At 46.8% G+C, this 26,238-nt stretch carries 20 protein-coding genes; 11 read left to right on the plus strand and 9 right to left on the minus strand.

Going from position 1 to position 26,238, the window contains the following annotated elements; genetic code table 11:
* Positions 1-32: 32 nt before the first annotated feature.
* Entirely contained in the window at positions 33-1,160 is a 1,128-nt protein-coding gene (locus HND56_05170) for a DUF4062 domain-containing protein (protein ID QKK05114.1), read from the minus strand.
* 48 nt (positions 1,161-1,208) lie between these two features.
* Complete coding sequence (locus HND56_05175) at positions 1,209-2,699, minus strand: alkaline phosphatase family protein (GenBank protein ID QKK05115.1); 1,491 nt, start codon at positions 2,697-2,699, stop codon at positions 1,209-1,211.
* Between the two features lie 763 nt (positions 2,700-3,462).
* Between HND56_05175 and HND56_05180 the strand changes: the two genes are divergently transcribed.
* The 3 genes from HND56_05180 to HND56_05190 all read left to right on the plus strand — a co-directional run bounded on the left by HND56_05180 (position 3,463) and on the right by HND56_05190 (position 5,277).
* Positions 3,463-4,206, plus strand: coding sequence for a LuxR family transcriptional regulator (locus HND56_05180; GenBank protein ID QKK05116.1), 744 nt, complete (start codon positions 3,463-3,465; stop codon positions 4,204-4,206).
* 77 nt (positions 4,207-4,283) lie between these two features.
* The gene (locus HND56_05185; GenBank protein QKK05117.1) at positions 4,284-4,985 is read left to right on the plus strand and encodes a hypothetical protein; all 702 of its coding nucleotides are present in this window, start codon (positions 4,284-4,286) and stop codon (positions 4,983-4,985) included.
* A 1-nt stretch (position 4,986) separates the two neighbouring features.
* Positions 4,987-5,277, plus strand: a complete 291-nt coding sequence (locus tag HND56_05190; protein QKK05118.1) for a hypothetical protein — start codon at positions 4,987-4,989, stop codon at positions 5,275-5,277.
* A 54-nt stretch (positions 5,278-5,331) separates the two neighbouring features.
* Here the strand turns inward: HND56_05190 and HND56_05195 are convergent, their stop codons facing one another.
* Positions 5,332-5,574, minus strand: coding sequence for a helix-turn-helix transcriptional regulator (locus tag HND56_05195; GenBank protein ID QKK05119.1), 243 nt, complete (start codon positions 5,572-5,574; stop codon positions 5,332-5,334).
* Between the two features lie 117 nt (positions 5,575-5,691).
* Positions 5,692-6,090 carry a helix-turn-helix transcriptional regulator gene (locus HND56_05200; GenBank protein ID QKK05120.1) on the minus strand — a complete coding sequence of 133 codons (399 nt, stop codon included), beginning with the start codon at positions 6,088-6,090 and terminating at the stop codon, positions 5,692-5,694.
* A gap of 460 nt (positions 6,091-6,550) precedes the next feature.
* On the opposite strand from HND56_05200, the gene HND56_05205 reads away from it, so the two are divergent.
* The 3 genes from HND56_05205 to HND56_05215 all read left to right on the plus strand — a co-directional run bounded on the left by HND56_05205 (position 6,551) and on the right by HND56_05215 (position 9,069).
* Complete coding sequence (locus tag HND56_05205; protein QKK05121.1) at positions 6,551-7,444, plus strand: DUF1738 domain-containing protein; 894 nt, start codon at positions 6,551-6,553, stop codon at positions 7,442-7,444.
* An 88-nt stretch (positions 7,445-7,532) separates the two neighbouring features.
* Positions 7,533-8,102 carry a hypothetical protein gene (locus HND56_05210; protein ID QKK05122.1) on the plus strand — a complete coding sequence of 190 codons (570 nt, stop codon included), beginning with the start codon at positions 7,533-7,535 and terminating at the stop codon, positions 8,100-8,102.
* Between the two features lie 19 nt (positions 8,103-8,121).
* Positions 8,122-9,069 carry a nucleotidyl transferase AbiEii/AbiGii toxin family protein gene (locus HND56_05215; protein QKK05123.1) on the plus strand — a complete coding sequence of 316 codons (948 nt, stop codon included), beginning with the start codon at positions 8,122-8,124 and terminating at the stop codon, positions 9,067-9,069.
* Between the two features lie 469 nt (positions 9,070-9,538).
* Here HND56_05215 and HND56_05220 read toward each other — a convergent pair whose 3' ends face one another.
* The 3 genes from HND56_05220 to HND56_05230 are packed head-to-tail and all read right to left on the minus strand — an operon-like array spanning position 9,539 to position 15,274.
* Complete coding sequence (locus tag HND56_05220) at positions 9,539-10,942, minus strand: efflux transporter outer membrane subunit (GenBank protein ID QKK06564.1); 1,404 nt, start codon at positions 10,940-10,942, stop codon at positions 9,539-9,541.
* On the minus strand, positions 10,935-14,090 hold the full coding sequence (locus HND56_05225; protein QKK05124.1) for an efflux RND transporter permease subunit: 3,156 nt from the start codon (positions 14,088-14,090) through the stop codon (positions 10,935-10,937). Before HND56_05225 ends, HND56_05220 begins: the two co-directional genes overlap by 8 nt.
* Before the next feature lie 5 nt (positions 14,091-14,095).
* Entirely contained in the window at positions 14,096-15,274 is a 1,179-nt protein-coding gene (locus HND56_05230) for an efflux RND transporter periplasmic adaptor subunit (protein QKK05125.1), read from the minus strand.
* Positions 15,275-15,394: 120 nt separating this feature from the next.
* Between HND56_05230 and HND56_05235 the strand changes: the two genes are divergently transcribed.
* The 4 genes from HND56_05235 (at position 15,395) to HND56_05250 (ending at position 18,169) form a co-directional block, all read left to right on the plus strand.
* Positions 15,395-16,024, plus strand: a complete 630-nt coding sequence (locus HND56_05235) for a TetR family transcriptional regulator (protein ID QKK05126.1) — start codon at positions 15,395-15,397, stop codon at positions 16,022-16,024.
* 157 nt (positions 16,025-16,181) lie between these two features.
* Positions 16,182-16,574 carry a helix-turn-helix domain-containing protein gene (locus HND56_05240; protein ID QKK05127.1) on the plus strand — a complete coding sequence of 131 codons (393 nt, stop codon included), beginning with the start codon at positions 16,182-16,184 and terminating at the stop codon, positions 16,572-16,574.
* 5 nt (positions 16,575-16,579) lie between these two features.
* Positions 16,580-17,179, plus strand: a complete 600-nt coding sequence (locus tag HND56_05245) for a mobile mystery protein B (protein ID QKK05128.1) — start codon at positions 16,580-16,582, stop codon at positions 17,177-17,179.
* 336 nt (positions 17,180-17,515) lie between these two features.
* A complete protein-coding gene (locus HND56_05250; protein QKK05129.1) occupies positions 17,516-18,169 on the plus strand; it encodes a hypothetical protein in 654 nt (217 codons plus the stop codon).
* Between the two features lie 45 nt (positions 18,170-18,214).
* Here HND56_05250 and HND56_05255 read toward each other — a convergent pair whose 3' ends face one another.
* Positions 18,215-18,976, minus strand: coding sequence for a hypothetical protein (locus HND56_05255; protein ID QKK05130.1), 762 nt, complete (start codon positions 18,974-18,976; stop codon positions 18,215-18,217).
* Positions 18,977-19,164: 188 nt separating this feature from the next.
* Here HND56_05255 and HND56_05260 point away from each other — a divergent pair, with 188 nt between their 5' ends.
* Positions 19,165-23,172 carry a PDZ domain-containing protein gene (locus HND56_05260; protein ID QKK05131.1) on the plus strand — a complete coding sequence of 1,336 codons (4,008 nt, stop codon included), beginning with the start codon at positions 19,165-19,167 and terminating at the stop codon, positions 23,170-23,172.
* Between the two features lie 303 nt (positions 23,173-23,475).
* Here the strand turns inward: HND56_05260 and HND56_05265 are convergent, their stop codons facing one another.
* A complete protein-coding gene (locus tag HND56_05265) occupies positions 23,476-26,238 on the minus strand; it encodes a hypothetical protein (GenBank protein ID QKK05132.1) in 2,763 nt (920 codons plus the stop codon).

Here is a 26,238-nt window from a genome sequence, read left to right on the forward strand (position 1 = left end):
TGAATAAATGTTTTAGCCTAGACATTGAGCAATTACGCATGCCTTTTTATCTCTGCAATAATTTTAGTGCGTGCACAAGCTCTGTCTATCATTTCTTGGGCTTCACCTGACAAAGTAAGCCACTCAAAGAAAAGCTGCACATTTTGACGTGTTGTTGCACTATCCCGGCAGCCTTCAAGAAATACCAATTGGCATTTTTGAATGTTATCTGCGACATAGACGCCGAAGCCTGATTTAATTACCACGGCATCGGGAAACCCAAGAATAGATATTGCCTGAGTTTCTGTTACTCCTTTATGGCATGCAATAACATGAATGGGCCCGATTGAATCATTGACTTCGAGTGGTTCTGAAAAAATATGGTCATTTAACTGTGGGCGCCCCACTAACTCTTTAGCGGCTCCGACAGCCAGTGATCCTGGTATAGCGGACAATATAAAGCTTAGTTTTTTGCTTTGCCATTCGTAAATCACATGATTACTCGAAGTTAGTGTTGCGCCATTAGCGATAAAATAATCTTTCATTATGGTTTCGATGGCGGCTTTTCGGGCTGCAAAACTCAAGCGGCTCCAATTAAGTGCTTCTCCTCTATCGTAGCTATCTCTTTTAGAAGCAAACTTTCCTCGCCTAGTCAGTCTAATTACTTGTTCTTGGATAGATTGTTCTATCCTACGAATGGCTTCTGCTTTTGTACTAACTGTGCTTCCTCGAAATAATCCCTGTGTGTGTACAAACTCTTGAAAGTGCTCATTTCTCGTTTGCTCAGCTCCCCGACATTTTTCATTTGGCTCCGGAATTTCAATCAAAACTACTTTTAAGCGCCCCATACATAGAGCTCTTTCTAATTCAGCGTGACAAATTCCGATCCCTCCTGCGGTGGCACTCCATCCCGCTTCGCCGTTGTATAGGCAAACAAATATTTCTGATTCTTCTGCCTGTCTTAAACAATGTTCCCAAGAGGCTTCATCTGCAGCTGCAGCTGCGGCATCTTCATCATTGATCCATACAGAAAACAAAGGCTTTTCATCAAATAAGCTTTTGGATTCAATTAATGTTTTTAGTTCTCGACGAAGATCTGTTAAGGACACTTCTCCCTCTGAAAATGGAATTTTGCTATCACAGCGGCTAGAGATCATAACTTTGAGTGATTGAGCCATCATATGAGCCCTTTATGTAATTGTTGTGAATTGTATTGAATTGAATGACAGTTATTGAATTGGATAATATGGCGCATCTTTTCCTTCGCTTTCCCAATTTACCCATAGTTTCTTATCGGTTCCCATCGATAGCGTGATGTAATTTCTGTTACGAATATATTGGTCAGAGGCAAATGGTGTCAGCATAGAAATATGTATATTGCGATCCTCATCTAAATATTCCTCGCGATCATTGGTAACCGCCATGATCCCTATCCACTGCAATCGGCTAGGGGCAGGATGGACAATTCCAGATGATACCACTTGATGGATTTTGCAATTCTTTGCTTGATTGTGGATAACTCCAATACAGCCAATGTGAACATCCCCAGAGAGAATTACTGTCTTGCAGTCTGGGCTATTCTGCGTTCGTCTCTGAACATTATCTAATAACCTATGAATTAATCTTGCCCGTTCTCCTTGGTGGTTTTTAGAACGCCAATGATCTTTCAGATCGTCGGTTAATTCTTCTTCCCAGGGAGTTGCCTCCATTGTACTCTCTGCAAAAGAGAAATCACGGTAGACTACAGGCACGCCAGACATGACTAATAGATGCCCGTCATCATCGATTGTCTTGAGATATTCGTTAATTAATGGCCATTGTGTTTTGCTCCCCATGACTTGGTCTAAAGTCCTTTCAGAACGATTATCCAAAGCTAAAATATGGTAATTGCGGAAAGTAAGAGCAAAAGCGTAATGATCCGCTCTTTTATCCAATAATGTCGAGTTATTCTTTGAACGGATTTGAAAAAGTTCGAAATAATGTTTTGCAGTTGAATATATTTGTTGGAAGACGGGGCAAGCTTGGATATCCGCGGGGAAACTTCCCCAGCCATCAAAAATATCATGATCATCCCACATCATTACTGAAGGCGCACTTGCTAACATCATGCTCATAGCTGCATTATTCCATCGCTCCTGATAAAGACGGTCATAGAAACGGTCAATTTGCTCGCAAAGTGTCTTCGATACTCGGCGCGAATAAGTTTTCTCTTTATGAGACAGCTTGTTCCATTTTTGAAGTGCTGGTACAGAACTCCATATGCTATCACCATACAGCTGATCTCCCCCCATCAGCATGATGGAAATTGGGTTTTTTTCGTGATGTTTAAGCATTTTTTCCCAGAGAGCATAGGGGTTTTGGGTTTTGTGCATTAAATCTAGTGAAGAAAAACCGTTGCAGGAGGTGTACACAAAATTGGGATCTTGATGTTTGCCCGGAGAATAAAATGTCCATTCATTGCGTCCATTTTGGCACTTGGCAGGCTCTTTATTTATTATAATTTGATAAGTGCAGTGCTGTTCTTCCTCGCTGATTGGCAGCTCATATATGGCTCGCCATACAAATGACGAGGGTGTCTCACCTATTTGAGTGCAGTCAATTACTTTTTCATTTATGTTTAATTGTACACTTTTCTCAATCGACTTACTGGTAGAGAAGCATACCGTGTAACGGCTGTCTGATTCTACACCTAGAATCGGTCCAACTTTAATCATGTTCATACTTGAAGCTCCTAATTAAGAACGCATTTTATAAATTTAAAGTTTTATAATTGTCATTATATACAATTAAGGATTAAATTCTTCAAGGATAAGGTAGCATTTGAAACAGAAGATACAAACCGCATGTCTACTCTAAAGAGCTGGATGAAAACATACTTGTTGGATAGATGGTCGGTGAAAAACTAGTATCATGAAGTACAGAAATTACACACTTTATTACACATGTTCAAAAAAATATAAAATAAAACATTTTATATCAATAATATAATAGTAGACGCAACGGACTTAAAATGTGCTGCATCTAAGTGTGTTTAAAAGCTCAAGAATTTTTGGTAGGAATTTAAGATAGGGTGCGCGAATGCGTAATAATTGATTGCACGTTTTCCCAGAAACTTGCGGTGTTCTGGTCGCCTGCAACGTCTGCTTTGGAAGCCCTAAAAAGCGCGATTTCTTCTGCGCGTGTTTCGTAAATGGAAAGTAGGACAGTCGCCGCCTCATCAGGCGTGGAGACTTGCCATATATTAGCATTTTCTATCATGTTTCTGGCCAATAATTTTATTAATAGTAGTTATACCAGTGTTGAGTATTGAATATATCGTAATATATATTTTCTACAATGCCCATTCGCGTAGATTTACCGATAAGTGATACTCTATTTGATTGCTTATAGTGTTGTCAGAGGTTTTACTGTCGTTTTTATTGTTATGGAATTTGTGTTATAATATCTGCTAGTTATTATTTTATTTATTAAAGTTCTGAGTAAATGAAAAAACTCGAACAATATATTGAGCTAATCAACAATGCAGAAACACCTGAAAAGGCGTTTGAACGCTTCTGCTCGATTATGCAAGGTTATGGGTATGATCGTATTACTTACAGTCTGGTAACTGATCACCCTTCTTTGGGGCTTCCAAAGCAGCATGGACTGGCGACGAGTTATCCAGAAGATTGGATGAAGCATTATAACGATAAAAATTATATGGGTGTTGATCCGGTTGTAAAACAGGTGATGACGTCACGTAAACCATTTTTCTGGGATGACCTGATCAAAGGGCCAGATATTGCCAAGCCTGCAACCGTTTTTATGCATGAGGCATCGGATGCAGGTGTAGGAGATGGAATAGGTATTCCTTTATGTGGCATATCCGGTGAGATTGTTGGAATTGGACTCGCTAGGAGCTCTGTTCCATCTTCTCCAGAACGAAATTTTGAATTTTTGGCTGAGGCATATCTTTTAAGTGTGTATTTTCATGAAACATTTAGGGATATGCTCTCGGAGCCATACAAGGTGAATCTGACAGGCCGAGAGCATGAAGTGCTCTCATGGGCGGCTGAAGGTAAGACAGATGAAGAAATATCAATGCTGCTCTGTATAAGCAGCCATACTGTGCGCTTCCATTGGAAGAATATTTTTAAAAAGTTACAGGCGAACGGCCGCATATATGCCGTAACAAAAGCTATTCGTTTGCAGCTGATCGTGCCACACACAATACGCTCCTCCTACTAGATATGGTAGTTATGCGATCAATACAGTTGGTTTAGACATGAATAATGATGTCTTAAACTGTATTGAGAGTATGTTAGATGGTTGCTTGCGTAAGTATTTCAAACATTCACTGTTTCAAAGAGAATCTTTTAACGGCGCAGTATCGGCTGCGTTACCGTGAGGTCATCCGAAAAGAAAAGTGGGATGATATCTATGTGTTGAAGGATATGGAATTCGACCAATACGACAACCCCGCTACAGAATACTATATTGCAAGAAATGAAGCTGGTGATGTTGTTGGTGTAACACGCTCATATCCAACCACTATCCCTTACATGCTATCAGATAACTTTCGTTATTTGTTCTCAGAAGGACTGCCACAGAATCACAAAATTTTAGAAGCTAGCAGATTGGTGCTGGATCGCTCTCTTCTTACCAAGGAAGAAAGAACCCCTGTTGTGGATAGGCTTCTGGTTGCTTACATGGAGCGGGGGCTACAGCGCGGCGTTGAAGGCTATGTAGGCTTTATGCTGCCTAAGATATGGGAGAACACTTTTTTGAGAGTTGGGTGGAAAGTGAAATGGCTTGGGCCTGAGAAAGAACTTGAGAATACAGGATACAAAGTGCGTGCAGGATATATGCCGGTAAATCCGATTATGGAGCAAATTATCCGTGAAAAAACCGGGATATATGAAAGTGTTCTTAAATTTGGTGAGAGATATGCAGAAGAGATGAATGAACCTCTGCAATCTGCATATTATTCTCAGTCTCAAGACAGCCTAGCTCTAAAGGTCGCGTAAAATGAAAAAACAAAAAATATGCATTCACGATTCTGTTATGAGCTCTTTATGCTTTCTTTATCAGGAGGCAGCCAGAGAGAATGCGCAGGAACTGGCCAGTATATTAGAAACGGCAGTGGAAGAGGTGCAGTTGCTTGACAGTAAGGCGACATATAGTAAAGAAACTACTGGCCTGTTAAAGCAATTTATAGTGCTGCGTGGCTTTCAAAAAATGAGCCAAGAGCAGAAAGAGTTGTTTATAAGGCAGGTTGAAGGATTTGAGCAAAACGTCATCCATTGGGATTTTGCTTGATAAGCACATTGTGCGCAGTTGTCGGCTAGGGCACGCTTATTGTTAAGAGGCGCGTTATGAATCCTCATAGCCATTAAAAAAGCAATCCACTGTTACGCCGAACATGCGAGACAGCTTGTAGAGATTTACGGCAGCAATACGGCTTCGTCCAGCTTCATATTTCTGAACTTGTTGATAGGTCATATCCAGCTCGGCGGCGAGGTGACGCTGTGTTAGCTCTGCAAGCTGACGAAACTTGCGAATGTTCTTGCCGATATGCGTGTCGATCTCGTCTGGACTTCGTGTTGTTTTCTGCATGGTGTTTACGCGTATTTATATGATTTTTAAAATTTATAATAGTAATATTTTGCATGGGAATATGATGCATTTCAAGCATATATTTGTATGCTGTGTTGCCTGAGAGGGGGGGGCTTGTTAGGGGTCGCCAACCATTTCTTTCATAATGCTGAGAATGTTTTGCTGCAAGTTGTTATCAAGCAGCTGGTAGTACATTGCAAGCTTCATCGTACTTTTATTTGTCAGCATTTCTTCCAGGCGTTGCTGCTGGGGCGTTGCTCTTGACTTCAGAGAGTTACCTTCAAAGCCATCAACGAAAAAATCAAAAGACACACCAAGAAGTTTCGCTATCCTATAAAGGCGGGAGACACTAATGCGGTTCGTGCCCTTCTCGTATTTTTGGATTTGTTGAAAGGTGATGCCAAGCTCGTTAGCAAGATCTGTCTGGGACATACCTGCAGAAGTGCGTACTTGTCGAAGCTTGTGACCGACATAAGTATCGATTCCTTCGGGACTGCGGGGGCGTGCTTTTGCCATATGGTTCACCCATTTTCTTTCTATTATTTGCAACAGATTAGCACGAAGAGTCTCTGTTGTTAACAGGTTTCGCGACTCATGTGGCTATACGCCGTGCAATTGTGTGTGCCGAATTTTTAGACATGGGCATCGCTGCGTAATCCTTGTCGCTAGCAATTTTTTGAATTGTTGTCACTTTGTCTTCCTCCTTTCTAAAGCTTGCCTATCGTCGCTGACCGGCGCGGTCGTCTCTTTTGTGGCTAACCTGACGGCATGCGCCCTGCGGCGCAACGCTTTGCAGTCGGTTTCTTCCCCGGCTGCGCCTTCCTCGCGGGAAACAAGAAACAGCCCGCTTTTCGCGTCCTTCACTTTGTTGCGGCTCCTTTGGAGTGCGCCTTTGGCTTGGCCTGCCGTCTATCGGTTGCCATGAGACGGCCGCGGCGGTCGCGGCCAACAAACGCCAAGCAAAAGGAAGAAGACAATGACAAAACAACATTCAGATATTTACAGCCGGGTAACGCAGAACATCATCACCGCCATCGAGAAAGGCGCAGGCGACTGGCAAATGCCCTGGCACCAAGCCGGATCAGGGCTCAACCGTCCAAACAACATCAATACCGGCAATCACTATCGCGGCATCAATATCCTGAACCTCTGGGTTTCCGCACAAGCACAAGGCTTCAGCACCGGAACATGGGGCACATACAAGCAATGGAAAGAGAAAGACTGCCAAGTCCGCAAAGGCGAAAAATCCTCTCTCGTCATCTTCTATAAGACAGACGAGATCGAAAACACCGATGGTGAGCTTGAAACACGCTATATCGCCAGAGCCTCATATGTCTTTAACGCCGATCAGGTCGATGGCTATGAAGCACCGCCGGCACCCGTACCGGAAAATCCGGTCGAAATCCTCGATAATGTCGAGCAGTTCATCAAACACACCAATGCAACAATCAAGCATACCGGTAACAGTGCCTTTTACCGCCCGGCAGATGACAGTATCACCATGCCCGAGCAAAGCCGCTTTCTCGGCTCCAAGACCAGCACGGCAACAGAAGCCTATTACTCCACACTGCTGCATGAACTCAGCCACTGGACAGGTGCCAAACACCGCCTCAATCGAGAGTTCGGTAAACGCTTCGGCGATAACGCCTATGCGGTGGAAGAGCTGGTTGCGGAACTGAGCGCCGCTTTCCTCTGTGCTGATCTTGGTATCACAGTAGAACCGCGACAAGACCATGCAGCATATCTTGAGAACTGGCTGACCGTGCTGAAAGCCGACAAGAAAGCGATCTTCACGGCCGCAAGTCAGGCGGCAAAGGCAGCAGACTTCCTGAAAGCGCTGCAACCTCAAGCGCAACAGGAGGCGGCTTAGGCCTCCTCCATAATATTGCATGAAATTTAAATGAAAAAACTTGCAAATATTGAAAAATTGTCATATACTAAAGATATGGAGACAAAACATGACGGCGCGTGTAAAAGAGCTTGAAAATCATCTGAAAGCGGGGCGGGTCTATCGCCGCGCTGATCTTGCGCATTGGTCAAATGCCGTTGACCGGCATGTACAGCTTTTGCAGAAAAAAGGCGTTTTAAAGAAACTCTCCGGCGGTTTGTATTATGTGCCGAAGAAAACGCCATTCGGCGACGCACCTGCCGATGAAGAAAAGCTGGTCGAGGCGTTTTTGCGCGATCACCGCTTTCTGGTTACGTCACCGAATGCCTATAACGCGCTGGGGCTGGGCACGACACAGCTTTATAATGAAACGGTCATTTACAATCACAAACGCCACGGGCATTTCAAACTGGGCGGACGGATGTTTGATTTCCGGATGCGTCCGCGCTTTCCCGCAAAGCTGACGCAGGAGTTTCTGCTGGTCGATTTGGTCAACAATCTTGACCGGCTAGCTGAAGACCCGGACGCGCTTTTGCGACGCGTTACAGAAAAAGTGCGAGAGATGGATCAAAAAGCGCTCTTTTACGCCGTGCGGGAATATGGCACGATGAAGACACGCAAATTTTTTGAAACTCTCTGATCCGTAAAAGACACAGCAAATGCCTCCATTACCCTATCTTCATCAGCATTCCGGTTTTCAGGAACTCATCCGCATTGTCGCGGAAGAGCAGGGGATTGATCCGGTGCTGGTCGAAAAAGACTACTGGATCATGCATTGCCTTTACGGATTGCAAGGGGCGGGTTTTCAATTTGAACTCAAGGGCGGCACCTCGCTTTCCAAAGGTTACGGCATTATCGACCGGTTTTCAGAGGATATTGATATCCGCATTGCGCCACCGGACGGTATGGAGGTCAAAACAGGACGCAACCACGATAAACCTGCACATATCGAAAGCCGGAAGCTTTTTTATGACTGGCTGGCCGATCATATAAAAATCGACGGTATTGTCTCTGTCAGCCGTGACCACGAGTTCGATGATGAGAAATACCGCAGCGGTGGTGTGAGACTGCATTACGAAAGCGCCTTTGCAGTTTTGCCGGGATTGAAAGAAGGGATATTGCTGGAGCTTGGCTTTGACGCTGTTGCGCCAAACCGGGAGGTAGATATCAGTTCATGGGTATATGATTTTGCGGCAGGAAAAGTCGAGATTATTGATAACAGAGCAAAGCGCGTCAAATGCTATCATCCCGGCTATACGCTGGTTGAAAAGCTGCAAACGATTTCAACAAAATTCAGAAAACAGCAGGAGGCGGAAGAATTCTCAAAGAATTTCCTGCGTCATTATTACGATGTTTACTGCCTTTTGCAGCAATCTGACGTTCAGTCCTTTATAGGCACAGAAGACTATATCGCACATAAGGTAAAGCGTTTTCCGGCAGCGGATAACCAAGTCATTTCCGAAAATGAAGCATTTCTGCTCTCTGATCCTGCAACACGGAGCCTGTATGAGACGGAATATCGCAAAACAGCCTCCCTTTATTACAAAGGGCAGGTGACGTTTGAGACAATTTTGCAGGAAATCAGTAAGTGGAAGGGCAGGCTTTGATACCTAAAATTTACACAGTTTCTTATTGTCAAATTTCAAAAATAAAACATCAATATCAATGAATTCATGGATAGTGCAACGGACTTAAAAATGCGCTGTGTCAGGATATGCTTGAATATCCGGCATATTATGCTATAAATGAACGCAATGGACATGTGAAGATTTACACAGTTTCTTACACATAAGTCTGTTTTGGCGTGAATAAGTGTTAAATTTTAGTGGTTTAAGGTTAAAGATACATAGCTCATAACCTGAAGGTCGTAGGTTCAAATCCTACCCCCGCAACCAATCAGAAAAAGAAAAAGCTCTTGTTTATCAAGGGCTTTTCTTGTTTCCAACTCCCGCACCGTTCATCCCCGGCTGAAACCAAAATAACAGCTTTCATTCTAAAGCCCTGTACCGCTTCATCAAATAAAAACAACTTGCCGCGAGGCCTAAGATATTACAACAACCGTTTGTGAATTATTTGCTATTGGGTGCCGCCTCCCAAAACCTTATAGAGGTTTACCAGATTGGATAGGCGAAGCCGTTCGATCTGTATCTCGTTTTGCTGATAGGTATAAAGTTCGCGCTGGGCATCAAGCACGCTAAGAAAGCTGTCGATTCCCGATTTATAACGCGCATCGGAAATATCATAGACTTTCTGCGCGGCGGCAACCAGGCGCCGCTGGGCTTTCAATTGTTCGTCTAATGTGGCGCGTGCCGCCAGTTCATCTGCAACTTCACGGAAGGCGGTTTGAATGGCCTGTTCGTAATTGACAACGGCTTTTTCTTTGCGGATTTCGGCAAGCTCCAGATTGGCTTTGTTTCGTCCGCCCTGAAAGATGGGCAGGGTGATTTGCGGCAGAAAGCTCCATACACCTGCCGCGCCGCTGCTGAACAGCCCCGATAACCCGTTGCTGGCCAGACCGTAACTGCCTGTTAAAGTAATGCGCGGGAAAAAGGCCGCCCGTGCCGCGCCGATGTCAGCATTGCGTGCTAACAGTTCATATTCCGCCTGACGGATATCGGGGCGCATCAGCAGGACCTCTGACGGCAGGCCAGCATCCAGATCATCTTTCAATTGAATATCGTCCAGCGATGTGACGGGAAGAAAATCCTCCTCCTGCGGAATGCCCATCAACAGGAAGAGGGCGTTTTGATCCTGTGCGACAAAGCGGCTGTATTGATGCTTGTTCACCTTTGCCGTTTCCACGGCGGTCGCGGCGCGTGCGACATCCTGTTCCGTAGCTAGACCTTTTTCCAGACTTTTGGAGAGGATGTCATATGTGCGCTGCTGCGCCTGCAATGTCTGCTCTGTCAGAGAGAGCAGCTTACGGTCCGCCAGCCATTGCAGATAGGCATTTGCCGTTTCGGCAATCAGGCTGTTACGCATGACCGCGTGTGCTTCCTGTGTTGCAAGATATGTATTCAAAGCGGACTGATTGCCGCTGCGTATCTTGCCGAAGATATCAAGCTCATAGGATGCCAGTCCGATATTGGCTTCGTAGATTTCATTATTCTGACGCTGGCCGATAATGCTGACATCTTTACCGGTTCCGGTATAGGTCGCACCGCTTTGCACATTGATATTCGGCATCAGATCGGCACGCGTAATGCGGTACATGGCACGGGCTTCTTCAATATTCAGTGCGGCCTGTTTAATATCCTTATTGTTCTGTAAGGCCGTACCGATGATGAGCCACAATTCCTGCGATTCAAAAAAGTTTTTCCAATCCATCTGCGCGGCAATTGTTTCACCGGTCGGTGCAATATAGCCGGGCACCTCACTCCATGAAGATGCGGCGGAGAAATCCGGGTGCGTAAAATACGGGATCATCGTGCAGCCTGAAAGACTTAGACTGAGAAACAGAATGGATAAGGTTTTACGCATCATCGGATTTATCTTTCTTTTTGTGCGGCTTTTGATCGGCTGCTTCTATTTTGTCGCGGTGAAAAATTTTTTCAACGATGACATAAAACATCGGTACGAAGAAAATCGCCACAACAAGCGTTGCTGCCATGCCTCCCATCACGGTAATGCCGATAGCGTTCTGGCTGGCAGCACCCGCGCCTTTGGCGAAAGCCAGCGGTGCAACCCCCAGCATAAAGGCCATGGAGGTCATGACAATCGGACGAAATCTTTGCCGCGCGGCGATTGTGACGGCTTCGATCAGGCTGTAGCCTTGCTCCTTTAATGATTTCGCAAATTCCACAATCAAAATGGCGTTTTTGGATGCAAGGCCGACCGTTGTCAGCAAAGCGACCTGCAGATAGACATCATTCGGCAGTTCCTTCCAGAACGCTGCCAGCACCGCGCCAAGAATGCCCAGCGGCATCACCATCAAAACCGCCAGCGGTACGGCCCAGCTTTCATACAATGCCGCCAGACACAGGAAGACGACCAGTACTGACAGCGCATAAAGTGCGGGAGCCTGTGCGCCGGCTGCGCGTTCCTCATAGGAAATACCCGACCATTCCAGACCGATACCCTTCGGCAGTGTCTGGACGATTTTTTCAATCTCTGCCATCGCATCTCCCGAGCTGATGCCCTCGGCGGGGGCGCCCTGAATATTGGCGGAGGCGTTGCCGTTAAATCTCTCCAGTTTTGGAGAGCCATATGTCCATTCCGCACTGGAGAAAGTATTGAACGGTACCATCTCCCCCTGATTGTTACGGACATACCAGCTGTCGAGATCTTTCGGCATCATACGGTGCGGCGCATCGGCTTGAAGATAGACGCGCTTGATGCGTCCCTGATCAATGAAGTCATTCACGTAGCTGCCGCCCCATGCAATTTGTAGCGTACGGTTGATGTCGCTTAAGGACAGGCCGAGCGCCGAGGCTTTTTCGCTGTCGATATTGATTTTAAACTGCGGCACATCACTTAATCCGTTAGGACGTACGCCGCTGAGTTTCGGGTTTTGTCCCGCTGCGCCCAACAGTTGGTTTCTTGCGGCCATCAGAGCATCATGCTTTAATCCGCCGCGGTCAACTAGCTGGAAATCAAAACCGGAGGCGTTGCCAAGTTCTCGGATCGGAGGCGGAAAAAAAGCGAAAGCAAAAGCATCTTTAATCTGTGACAGTGCGCCCATCGCTGCGCCGGAAATGGCAAAAACGCTTTGATCTTCCCGTGTTCTTTCCGACCAGTCTTTCAGACCGACAAAGCCGAAGGCGGCATTTTGCGCAGAGCCAGCGAAGCTGAAACCGACGACCGTAAACAGGTGTTCGACATTTTCAGTTTGCTGTGACAGGAAATAATCTTCGACTTGTTTCACGGATTCTAGGGTCCGTTCGGCTGTCGAGCTTGGCGGTGTATTGACCATCATATACATCGATCCCTGATCTTCATTCGGAAGGAATGATCCGGGAAGCTGGTTAAAAATCGCCACCATACCCCCGGTCAGTAGTGCGTAAATCAGGAAGAAACGGAAGATGCGCCGTGCCATATAGGTCGCAGTTTTTTGGTACGCGTCACGACTTTTGTTGAAATATTTATTAAACCAGCCGAAAAATCCGGTATCGGCACGGCGTTTGCCGTCTTTCTGATGTTTTAGAATGGTGGCGCAGAGTGAGGGGGACAGCGTCATTGCCACCAGTACTGACAAGCTCATGGCGGCAACAATGGTAATCGAAAACTGACGGTAAATCGCACCGGCAGAGCCACCGAAAAACGCCATCGGGATAAAAACAGTGGAAAGCACAACCGCGATCCCGACCAATGCGCTTGTGATCTGATCCATAGATTTGCGGGTTGCCTCTTTCGGTGGTAGCCCTTCTTCGCTCATAATCCGTTCCACATTCTCAACCACGACAATCGCATCATCGACCAGTAGACCGATGGTCAGCACCATGGCAAACATGGTCAGCACGTTAATGCTGAAGCCAAAGGCGAGTAAAATCGCAAAAGTGCCGAGCAGCACAACCGGCACGGCAATTGTCGGGATCAGCGTTGCGCGCAGATTTTGCAAAAACAGCAGCATGACCAGAAAGACCAGCACGACCGCTTCGATTAATGTATGCACAACCGATTCAATTGACAGTTTGATAAAAGGCGTTGTGTCTAGCGGATACAGGATTTTGATGCTATCCGGTAAAAACTCCGACAGCTCCTCGACTTTTTGTTTGACCAGTTCGGCAGTCTCAAGGGCATTTGCACCGGTTGCCAATGTAATGGCCATCCCTGCGGCGGGTTTTCTTTTATAACGGACAATACGTTCATATGATTCCGAACCCAGCTCCAGCGTTGCGACATCTTTCAAGCGGACTTGTGATCCGTCCGTATTAACACGCAGGACAATGCGTTCAAAATCCTCAACGGATTCCAGACGCGCCTGTGCCTTGATTGTGGCGTTTATCTGCTGTCCTTCTGCAGCGGGCATACCGCCAAGCTGACCGGCGGAAATATCTGTGTTCTGAATCTGCACGGCGTTTTGCACGTCCAGCGGTGTCAGGTTGTAACTATAGAGTTTTGCCGGATCAAGCCATATCCTCATTGCATATTGGTCACCGAAAATACGGACATTCCCGACGCCGCTGACACGCGAAATCGGTTCACGGAAAGTACTGACCAGCAGATCTCCCAGATCACCCTGACTGTAGCTGCCGTCTTCGGAATAAAGCCCGACGACCAGCAAGAAGCTGTCATTGGATTTTGTGACCGTTACGCCCAGTGCTTGCACTTCCTGCGGCAGCTGTGTGACTGCGCCCTGTACTTTGTTCTGGGTTTGCACCTGTGCGATATCGGGGTCGGCTTCCGGTTCGAATGTGAGCGTAATGCTCATCGTGCCGTCAGAACTGCTGGAGGTAAAATAGCGCAAATGGTCAATGCCGGTCAGGCGCTGTTCGATAACCTGCGTGACGGCATTTTCAACGGTTTCAGCCGATGCGCCGGGATAGCTTGCATTAACGGCAACCGTTGGCGGCGCGACTTTCGGATATTGCTCAATCGGCAAAGAACGGATTGAAAGAATTCCGGCGAGCATAATAATAATCGCGATAACCCATGCAAAAACAGGGCGGTCGATGAAAAAACGGGCCATATTGCTTATTCCTGCTCTTTCTTATCTGAGTCTTTTTCTGTATGGGCGTTTTTGATCCACGGTTCCGGGACGACAACTGTGCCGGGGCCTATTTTTTGATAGCCTTCGACAACAATTGCTTCATTCGCCGACAGCCCTCCGGTCACGATCCAGCTGTCCCGGTAGGCCTGTTCCACCTTGATCGAACGGGGCTGTGCCTGGTTGTTATCATCAATTACCCATACGGACAGGCTGCCATCGGGCGCACGTGTTGCCGCCCGCTGCGGCACCAGCAAAACGTCATCCTCTCCCAGATCAAGGCTAGCACGCACAAACAAGCCGGACAGCAACACACCGTCAGGATTGGGAATCATTGCGCGCAGCGCAATGGCGCCCGTTGTTTCATCGACCGTGACCTCAGAGAATTTCAATGTTCCGGTAAGCGGATAGGTTTTTCCTGTTGCCTCATCCAGTGTCAGAGTTACAGGAATTCCATCCTTTCCCATCATGCGTGAACGCAGATGTATAGCCTCCGATCCTGATTGCTGCATATCAATATAAACAGGGTCGAGCTGGGTGATGGTTGCCAGATTCTGTACCTGATTGGCTGTCACCAGGGCTCCCTCCGTTACAAAAGAGCGGCTGATACGCCCCGCAATCGGGGCGTAAACTTTGGTATAGTCCAGATTAACCTGTGCAACGTCCACAGCAGCCTGTGCAACGGCAATGGCCGCATTGGCCTGATCCAGCTGCGCCTTCACATCATCATATTCCTGTTGGCTGACGGCGTTGATTTTTACCAGTTCCTTATAGCGTGCCGTGCGGGCTTCAATCGTTTTTACATTTGCCTTTGCACTTTGCAAATCCGCAACAGCGCTGTTCAAGGCCGCTTTGTAACGCGCATCATCGATTTGATAGAGCTGCTGTCCTTTTGCGACATCTGCTCCTTCTTCAAACAGGCGTTCGGTGATGATTCCATCCACTTGCGGACGCACCTGTGATTGGCGGTAGGGTGAAATGCGTCCCGGCAGCTCATGTGTGAAAGGCATGTTTTTTGTTGCGACATGCATAACGGAGACACCCGGCGGCGGCATGAGCATTGGGGAGGTTGCACTGTCATCAGCCGGATGTTTTGACTTGTAAAGCCAAGCCCCGCCTGCCAGCAGAAGAGAGAGAACAATAGTGACAAGGGCGGTTTTTTTCATGGGAGAACTTTCTGTTTTCAGTGTGCCGTTTTTTGTTTATGACTAGACAAATCAGAAATAAATTGCTATCTTTATAATATACATTCATGTTTGTATGTTGTCAAGTTGACAGGAGTGTAAATGCGCAGAACAAAAGAAGATGCGGAGCATACAAAAGAAGAGATTTTAAACGCTGCCACACAGGTTTTTGTTTCCAAAGGCGTGGCTGCGGCAACGCTTGAAGAAATTGCAACCGCTGCCAATGTGACGCGCGGCGCTATTTATTGGCATTTCAAAAACAAGACGGAAATCTTTGATGCCCTGCATGAAAGGCTTCATCGCCCTTTGATGGAAATGATTTTGGAGGATGTGCAAAAAGATCATGCGGAGCCGCTGCTGCAATTGCAGGAGTTATGCGTCAAACTGTTGCTTGATCTGGATGCCGATCCCCAAAAAAGACAGGTACTGACTCTGTTTTTGATTAAATGCGATTATGCCGGGGATCTTGCTCTGTGCAAAGAAAAACACCAAGAAAAGAAAACAGAGAAAATGAAAGCCTTTCAGCGCTATTTTGAAAAAGCGCAGAAACAGGGAAAGCTGCCGCAGCATATGGATCCGACATTGCTGACATTGTCTATCAGCTGCTATATGAAGGGTATTTTATTTGAATATCTGGATAACCCGGCGGCGTTTCATATGAAGAAGAACGCCGCAAAACTTATCCAACTTTTCTTTGATAAAATCGGGATATTGTCATCTGAGAAGTCCTGAGAATATCTGTAATTTCAAATATAAAATGAGACGGGATAATGACCGGTTTCAATATAAATAATATTGATATTATTAAATTATACATCATAAAAGATGTATAATAATTGATAAAAAATATCATATATGATATAATAAAAGAAGATTTAGGAGGTGGGACATGGAAAACGTACGGGCGTATCATGGCATTATAGAGCATTTAAAACAGCAAAAAGATCATCTGGGGATGAATATTTCTGTGTTGTCTGAACGCAGTGGTGTATCGGAGCCGACCGTGCAAAGAATTTTGTCCGGCAAGCATCCGTCTGCCCATTTTGCGCATGTTCTGGCGATTGCGCAAGCGCTTGGCGTTGATCTGAATGCAAGAATTGCTATTGATGCAGAAACAATGCGCCGTGAGCAAGCTAAGATGAAGGCCGAGACAATCATGAGGCTCGTGCGAGGTAACTCTGCGCTGGAGGGGCAGGGGCTTAGCCCTGCTGCATATCAAAATATGCTGCATAAAACCATCAATGAGCTCCTAAGCGGTTCGAAACAGGCATTGTGGGGCTGACGGATATGGTGGAAGGTTGGACATTGCGCGAAGGCGAAACGCCTTATCCTGATTTGGATGGATTCAAGCATGCGAAGAGGTATCCGCAGCCGTCACGGGATCTTGTTGACGAAATGGAGGAGGAGAATGTTCGCAAGGCAACATTGAAATATCTTGCTGCTACACCGTCAGTTAAAAAGGCACCATTCACGTTTGAGTGGCTGCTTCGCCTGCATCGTGAAATGTACGGGGATGTCTGGGATTGGGCTGGGCAAACACGCACCCAGAATACGCAGATCGGTGTTGATAAACACCAGATTGTACCGGATCTGGCGGCGCTTGTGCATGATCTGCAAGAATGGCCAAAGTATTTTGACCCGATTGAAACCGCTGCCCGGCTACATCATAAAGCCGTACAGATTCATCCGTTCAAAAATGGGAACGGACGTTGGTCACGCTTGCTGGCAAATATCTGGCTGAAACAGCAGGGAATGCACCCGACGGAATGGCCGAGCATAACCGGTGAAAGCCCTATACGCGATGATTACTTAAAGGCCGTGCGGGCGGCGGATAGTCTTGATTATGAGCCGCTCATTGCTTTGCATCGAAAGTTTACAAAAGCATAGTTCTTTATGCGGTCTGCTTTATTTATGGTTCAATGTTTCTGTGGAGTGCAGGTATGTCATTTTGTAAAGTGAGGCTTGCTGTAAATCCACGCTAAAGCTAAAATAAACTTACATGTTTTTGTTGTGTTTGCATGGCGTCTATCTAGCACATAAATTAGCACATAAAAAATATCATCTCGTATATATAAATTAAAACAATATGATAGGCATAGTACAGTCAGGCTCATAACCTGAAGGTCGCAGGTTCAAATCCTGCCCCCGCAACCAATCCTTTCAAGGGCTTAGCGTTTTCGCTGAAGCTCTTTTTTTGTTAATGGGCCACTAGCGGGGCACTTGATGGCAACTAAGAACAAATCATGGGAGTATCAGTCCTCAATACACAATTGGGATATGACGCTTGAAATGGCGCAGCAGTTAACCGTGGTCGGAAAAGTGTCAGCTCAAGGAAGCCTTAATCTCGGTGATGTTCTTGATGAGCGGTCAAAGGGGAATGGACTCGTGAATACAAATGGTTTGCGATTTGGACTGTTAACTGGAGGGATGTTATTATCGTACTGTGCGGTTGAGAGCTTTATAAACTCAGCTGCCGAAATGCTGACAGGTTATGAGTCCTTTCCGGATTTTGACAGAGACGGCTTTAATAAAGAAAGTGGGTTTTGGAGCAGGCTAAAAAAAGTCTATAAGCATGTCGGTATTGAGGTTGATAAAGGAAAAGAGCCTTTTCAATCGATACTTGAACTGCATGAGTGGCGTAAATCAGTGGTTCATGCCAAGCCAGTAATGGTGTCTGCTGAAAATATTGACCCTAGTGACAGGGAGGTCTTACACCGACTTCATGAAAGCCAAAGTAACAAAGACTTTCTGCGTGAGGTTAACGAGAATGCTGCAGGAAGGTTTTATGAAGCCGCTTACGATGTTATTCATATGTTTATAGATACAACTAATTTGAAGCCGATAACAAGCGCCATTTATACTCCGCAAGGTAAATAAAATGCCCTATAGAGATGTAGGTATTTTTAATCTGCTGTTGATGTTTTACCCTTGTAATCGAATGTACAAAGACAGGCACTTTTTATCGCCGGCACCTTCTTCATCATATTGGAATACTCCATTACGGTGTGTGAAACAAACAGGGTCTCCTACAGCAATGATTGAACCGGTTAGAGGTTGTCCGTCATCAATGCGCCGATCAAGTTGTGCTGCCTGGATAGGTGTCAGAAAATGTGCATCCGGTTCGCTCAGGTCACCATTTAAGCTGTTTGATAAGATAGCGTAAACGCCGTTTGCTTTCGGAGCATATTCAGAAGCTGCAGGGAATTGGCTGTCATCACCGTCATAGATCTGAAAACCTCCACCAAGCGGAGATGAGGGAAATGCAGAGCCCCATGCACGTTCGGCACTCAGTGTATTATCTACGCCTCCAATAAGTGAAGAATTGGCGAGTTGTACCCAGAATAGATGACGTTCATCCTTAAACAGCTCTATTTTCCTCGCAGTAGAGTCGCCAATGCGCCCGTTGCCGTTTCCAGGAAGGGCGGGGCAAAGCACTGCATTGCAGTGCGGCAGGCGCACTTGTGCTCGAGACATGTCGCCTGGTATGGCGTTGAAGGTGTCCCGGAAAGTCGTGAGCGCGGCGGTGTAGCTTTTAATCTGGCGGATTGTTGCCGTAATTTTTTCTTTCTCTGCGCTGAGGTGCTCTTCTGCAACGGTTTCTGTTGCTGATGCGGACAGGGAGGATAAAAAAGCTGAAAAAAGTAGGGTTGCGAACAGTGTTTTGATAGGAATATTTTTGGTCATGAGATATATGTCCCGTACATTGAATGATGGCTGAGCCTATTGTTGCAAATTATACGTGGAAAAAGGTAAACAAAACCTTTTCGGCAATACAATAGGGACTACTAATGGAAACGAGACTTCACAGAAAATTTACCCTTTAATGCTAATTTAGCCGGAATAGGCTTATTCTCATAATGGGCGGAATATTCATGTTGAAAAAAAGCGCGGTCTTTTTTTGTACGATTGTTATCATTTTATTTTGTGGTGGTACGGCAAAAGCTGACCCTTCTCAGTGTCCTACCCCTAGCTTAAACCATATGCTGTCATCCTATGACCAGATTTTTCAGGCGGAAGTGCAGGAAGTCAAATCACGCCCGTTGCAATCATATATTCCGGTGTTGTTCGATGGGCCTGATTTTATAATGACGCTCAAGATCGTAGAGAGATATAAGGGTAAATCTGCTATTCCTGAGACATTCTATTATTATGGCCGCCATGATCATTCTGATAGGCGGCATTTTGTAAAGAATCGCTCTTATGTGTTTTTCCTGCACAATAAGGATATATCGGAGCAGGTCATAAACCTCTGTACACCTGTGCGCCCGCTTCTTGCGAATAACGAAGCGACCACAAAAACTGTGGAGCGCTTAAGGGAGTACGTGCAGAAAACGCGTGCCCGGGAAGGGCTGCTTCTTTATCAGGAAAAGCTGCTTGTGAACAGATATGAGAGTGACCTGCGCGCTGTTCAAGAAATTTTGCAGTTTACTGTTGGGAAAGAGCGGAGAGCGGAAAAGCTACAGCCATATCAAAACACGGAAAAGTGTGACGGTATATATAGTGTAACAGCGGATATGCCGTATTTTCTCAAAGAGTTCCCGGACTTGCCGGAAAAAGGACTGTATTTATCAGAAAGACAGGAAGTATCAGAATACGGAACGAGCTTGTATAAGCTTGGTCGTTATCGGGAGGCATTAAGGCCGCTTTGCTTGACGAAGGATTTAGCCCCAGTGAATGCTTTTCAGCTCGCCATTGCGACATATCGTACCTATCCAAATCAGTTCTTATCTTTTGAAAAAATAGCAGCAAAAAATATTACTTTAACCGATGAAAATCTAGATGGCACCACACTGCGCATGATCGATTTAAGCAATGCAGAGATGGATACCGTCGCAATGGTGGGAGCAAATTTTTCGGAAGCGTTGTTTACCAAGGCGCGACTGAAAAATATTAATGCTGAAAAAGCAAATTTTGAAAAAGCAAATTTTGTAGAAGCTTGGGTGTCTGGTAATTTACGCAAGGTAAATTTTGCGCAAGCAAATTTAAGACATGCCGATTTTAGCCAAGCAGATATTTCTCATGCAAATTTTCAAGGGGCAGATATACGCGGTGTCGATTTTGGTGCTGATCCGGAGAAGATGAAAGAGATCAATCTTGATCAGGCAATTTTCGATGACACGACACTCTGGCCTGTCGGGGTTTCTCCGCAAATGCAAAATATCGTCTATAAGGCATACAGCACAAATGACCTTACCGATCGGGAGGAAAATAAATATTCTATAAAGCACGATACCAGTGAAGAACTGTATACAACCGATCAAAAAGAGCAATATTTTCCCGCGCAGGGAAGGCTTGTATTGGATGGAAGCGCAAATCACCGGCTTCGCAAAGCGACCCTGAATAATAATCAGTTTAATTTAATCGAGCTTCATCAGGGCGCTTTTCGAAACGGTTTGAAGAGGCATGATGTCTCTGTTGCCGGCGATGAAAATCTGGATGTGGTACGTCTTGATGGCTGTTTGGCGTGGGAAACAGCAAAACGCCAGGGGAGGTATTTCGAACACTCAAAATCTGTCACGAGCTTTTGGTATTATGTCACAAAAGAGCGACCGCTTATTGAGTATACAACAAGTCCTGCCAGTGGAAATCCGTTAAAGGCCTATCTGCAAAAGGGCTTGAAGATATCTTTTACGGAAACATGTAAGCAAGAAGAGCCGTCAGGGTTGGACGCTCCGGTTGCGATGGATGAAGGAAAGGGCACGCAGACGCAGGAAAAATTAAGTGGTGATTTGAAGGCGTTGCAAGCTAAGATAAGGTCTCTTGAGAAAAAATGGGCCGCAAAAAGAAGGCATACACCGGATTTTATTCCATCACCGCCTTGGCCATCCGGCACAAAAGACTGCCCACAGGGTGATTTGGTTTTTGCCGAGGCGGGGCGTTATACGCTCGATATTCCTAAGGGCTGTCGCCGTATTCTTGTCAAAGCATGGGGAGCGGGTGGCGGAGGCCGCAAGGGTGGTACTGGCGGCTTTACGATGGGAATCGTTGATATTCCTGAGAATGCCGCTGTAGACGTGATTGTCGGCGGAGCGGGAGGTGCTGCAAAGCCGAGAAAACTTGAGGCTCCCGGGGGATTTAATGGTGGCGGTGCAGGTGGAGATGGACGTCCCGGTGGCACGCAGGCCCTCATGGCAGGCGGTGGCGGTAGAAGTGAAGTATTGGTCAATGACACTGTTGCTTTGATTGCAGGCGGCGGCGGCGGTGGCGCTGAGCTCTATGGTTATCCCGGTGGCGGACGCGTACCGGCAGAATTGAATACACATCTTGCCAGAGAATTGGATGATCAAATACCCAAAAATTCTCCTAACCGTTCCGGCGGGTTTGGTCGCGGAGGGCAGGCTGCAATAGATGAAACGCTTCCTGAAAACTGCCTGCCTCCGGAAAATGGCGGAGAGAAGAGTGGTGGTAGCGGCGCATCCGGTGGAGATAAATGTCCCTTCTTTGCCGGATCCGGCGGCGGTGCGGGTTACGGCGGAGGAAGCGGAGGCGCTCATATGCGTCCGGGCAGCAATCGGGCCGGTGGCGGTGGTGGAGGGCTTGCGCCGGAATATGGTATCACTGTGTGGGGAGGGTTCCAGTTTCATGTGCCGCCGAACAGGCTTGATTTACAATATATCAGTCAAGCAGGCAGTGCCAATAATGACGGAATGATAGCCGTTGTTTGGCCTGCGCCGGATCCGGAGAGTTTTTTGCGTTATGCAGTTTCTTCTATGCGTGTTCGAGACAACGGAACAAGGAAAAAGATTTGGCAGGTTTCTCACTCTGCCTCAGAGATAAACGGGCAGACTTCTCAGAAAATAAAAAATTATGCACCTAATGATGCGGTAAATATCGAATTTTACGAGAAATTCGATATTTCCCATTTCTCTGAATATAGTGCGCCTGAGCTTTCAGAGAGTCTGAAGTCTCTTATCAGCCTTATGAAGGCAGGAAAGCTGCCAACCGAGTTTCCACACTTCATTGATGCTGAGCGTTATCGCAATATTGCGCAGGACGGATTTGCGCTGGACAAGCTCGACTTGAATGGTAATAAATTTTACCCTGTGATGCATGGGAATTTTGGTTGTTCCGTCTTTCAAAGCAAAGATCGACCTAATACCCTTTTTGCCCCCAAAGAAAATAATTTTTCCCGGCTTGACTGCTCAAGAGGTGTCACGAATATATTTTTGTTCGCGGGGATGGAAAACAGTCTGAAAAGTCAAGGTGGAACAAATTTGATTTTTATATCAAACGGCAACACAACGCTTGAGCTACCGTCTAGCCAAGACATTCTCATTTTTGACAAGGGGTTTGGCGATACGACCATCAAGAAAGCCTGTCTGCTATCTCCATTCAGAAATGCACCACTTTATGCAACACCGCCAATCAGAATCTTTGGAGGAACTGGTATGGTGTTTCGCGCGGGTGAGAAAGGTCAGCAATACCCTGTTGTTCTGCAAGTTATAAAAGATAAGCCTGCCGCGCATGCCGGGCTTATGGCGGGGGATGAAATTGTGGCGGTGAATGGGTTGGCGACAATAGGAAAATCAGCGCAAGAGGTGCGTAGCATGATTGTTGGCCCACCAGGAGAGAAGGTGGAGTTTACTTTAATTCGTGAGAAGCTGGCTAGCCCTAGAGTTGTGACACTAACACGTGAGGAAATCACGCTTGCTCCGGATAGGCGTGATCTAAAAGAAATTGATTACCGTTATCCTTATGAATGGCCGGACTTTATTGTTTTCGGGAAAGGGATTTCTCCAGAAGATATGGAATGGAGAGGGAGTGCACTCGTGCACAGAGAGGCAGGGCACAGTATCACTTTTAGTGAAGGGCCCTGCTTTAATTTTGTTTTCACTGAAGAGGGTGAGTTTGCCCTACCATCTGATGATGCGTCAGATTAAGCCGGATTGTGTGGTATGGAAATACCGGCCGACTTTTTGCGTTTTTGGTGAACAAATAAACCGCGCGTGACCTGCCCCTTTTGTGCCCTATTTGATTAGGGGATTATATTTATAGTGCTGTTATTATCATGTAATTAATAATAAAGCATAAGTATTGTGACCTGACGCGTGTGTTAGCGTTGCCTTTTGGTTTTATGCGGGAGGGGTGTCAAAGGGTAAGCCCGGCAAACGCTGGAGTGACGAATGGTCCGGCGGCCATGAAGAGACGGATGGCGAAGAGCACAGCCACTGATAACGCAATTGTTACGGCGCGTTATTGCCCGCTTGCTGAGTGATGAGATGATACGCACCCGCTTTTACGGTTACGCGTTCCGGTTTTTTATTGCCGCACCAGAATATATCGAGTGTCGCTGTTTCCGCCTGATCTGTCAGGGCGAAAGTGATGCGCGGGTCATGTTGGGACGATAGCCCGTTTGACGCATAGAGGCGTTTTTCCTGCTTATTATCAGCTTGCTGCAGCACTGCGCGCGTGCCGAAGGCATTTGTTGCGCAGGATGTGCCGTTTCCTTTCAGCAGCAGCCCGACCCAATGCGGCGGTGCTGCAAGATCATTCCTGTAAAGGGAAGGGGGCGCGGTCATATGTGTCACCACAATATCCTTATCACCATCATTGTCGAAATCCGCCGCGGCAATGGCACGGCTGTTTTCCGCTTTGCCCCAGCCGACCGCATCGGCAACATCAATAAAGCCGCGACCGCTGTTCAGAAAAACACGTTTGGGGTCGCGCGGATAAAGACATTCCCCGCGCATATCCGGCCAGTTATCAATATAGCCATGTGTCGCGGGCGGGGAGGCTTCGATTTGAAACAGCTTATACACGTAATTTCCGCAGGCCGCCTGTGCAGTAGGCTCTGAAGGGCTGTCGTAATCGCTATCAAGCCAGCCGGCGGTTTGCAGAATGTCCATATCTCCGTCAAGATCAATATCGACAGTTGCCGCCCCCCAGGAAAATCTGTCCGGATTGATAATATTTTTGGCAAAGGCTTTGTTTTTGAAAGCTTGCGATTTGTTTGTTGTGATGCGGCCGTCATTCATCCAGAGCAGGGAGCCTTCCGGCAGCTCCGCTTTATGCATGTTGGAGACATAGATATCAAGAAAGCCGTTTTTGTCGGCATCCAAAAAAGAGGCGTTCATGCCGCGATAGGTATCCTGCCCGATCCCGTCTTTGAAATAGCTTTGTATCTGCGTAAAGCCGCGGCCTTCTTTGTTGAGATACAGCCGATCGGGTCCGGCGGTATTGGCAAAATAAATATCGTCCCAGCCGTCATTATTCACATCTCCTACGGCGATATCCAATGTCCATCTTTTCTCATCCTGAAAGCCCCATTCCTTGTTATCCAGCAGGCGGAATTTGCCGTCCGGTGCGGCAAGATAGATCATATTACTGCCGGCGTTTCTGGCATCATACGGGTTGCGGCGCATGACATTGAAGGGGCGGCGGTCACCTTCATAAGCGGCCTTCGGCAGTTGAAAGATGTTGAAATATTCCGGCGGGCTGTAATCGCCGTCTGATACGTAAAGCGGCAATGATCCGGCAAGGATTATATCCGGCAGACCGTCGCGGTTCAAATCGGCGACATTGGCCGCCGCGCTGTTGATATATGCCGTGAACCCTGCGGCGGCGGAGACATCTTCAAAGGATAACTCTCCGGTTTCCTGCAGATTGTTTTTCAGCAGATAGGGATGTCCCCAGAAGACGGTCAGGAACAGATCCTGATCACCGTCATTATCGTAATCCACCCACAACCCTTGCGTGGGCGATCCGTATTTGTCCGGAGATTGACGAAGATCATCCAGCGCGGGAAGGGGGAATTTCTTAAACTGGAAATCACCTTGATTCAGATAAAGATTGGCGCGGTCCTGCGGCGCTTTCAGCGGCTGTGTCAGAAAAAGATCGGGCAGGCCATCATGATTGACATCCGCAACGGCGGCGGCATCACCCATGGCATAAAACCATTTTGCCAAATGCGCGATACGCGGGTCCGTCTGTTGCAGTAAGGGCGATGCCTCACCGCTGATACCGGTATGTTGTGAGGGCAACGCGGTCAGCGTAAATCCCGGATGCGGCGGCAGTGCGACGGGGCGTATATAGTCAAAACCGCGGACGCCCAGCCATAGCAAAGCGAGACAGAGCGTGATCTCGCGCCATTTGTAAAATATCCGTTGATAGACAGGCGGCGATGCCTCAACAGACCGCAAAAAATGCAGCGATAGGAAACGCGCCGTGAAATAGCTGAACCCGGCGTAGAATAACGTGAAGGTAAAATGCAGGGAATGAAAAATAAAATCGGCAGCGATAACCCACAGCGCCATAAAGACCTGCCCCTTTGCCGTATCGGGCGAGGTTCTGGGGTCAGTCAGCATAAAGAATGTAAACAGGTAAAAGGCCGGTGATTGCAGCACTCCCATCAACAGCATTGTTAAGGGAATATCGGCATCAATCGTAAAACCGCGCAGCAGAACCTGCAGGAAATATCCCGCCAGAAAGACAGCGGTAAGAATTTGGCGTTTGATATTGAAAAGAAAAAAGCTGGCTGCCATGAACAGGATCAGAATGCAGAAGGCCACCAGCCCGCCCCATTGTGAAACAGGGGCGGCGGCGATCATGCCGTCACTAAAGAGCAGACAGAGCGTCAGACCGAACAGTCCGGGATTAAAAATATGTTTCGATTGATATGTCAGCACATATTTTGAGGAAATCGCCAAAAAGACCGGAACAGCCCCCAGCCATATTGTGTGCGGAAAATGCGTTAAAATTGACAGGCCCGTTCCCGTGATCGCCGCGCTGATCGGCAGCAGGAGACGGCTTGTCTCTTTGGTCATGTAATGAAAACACATATCAAGCAGGCATGAAAAACCGATCATAAAGGCAATCTGCTGCGGCGATTTGTCAAAGCCCAGAAAGAAAATACCAATCAGCAGAAATGCCAATAAGATAGCAAGCACGCGCAGACGCGGGTCTTGCGTGATGCCGGAGAAATATTTTTTTGTGCTGTCTGTGTCCAT

Source organism: Pseudomonadota bacterium (assembly GCA_013285465.1).
Taxonomy (GTDB): Bacteria; Pseudomonadota; Alphaproteobacteria; order Micavibrionales; family CSBR16-224; genus CSBR16-224.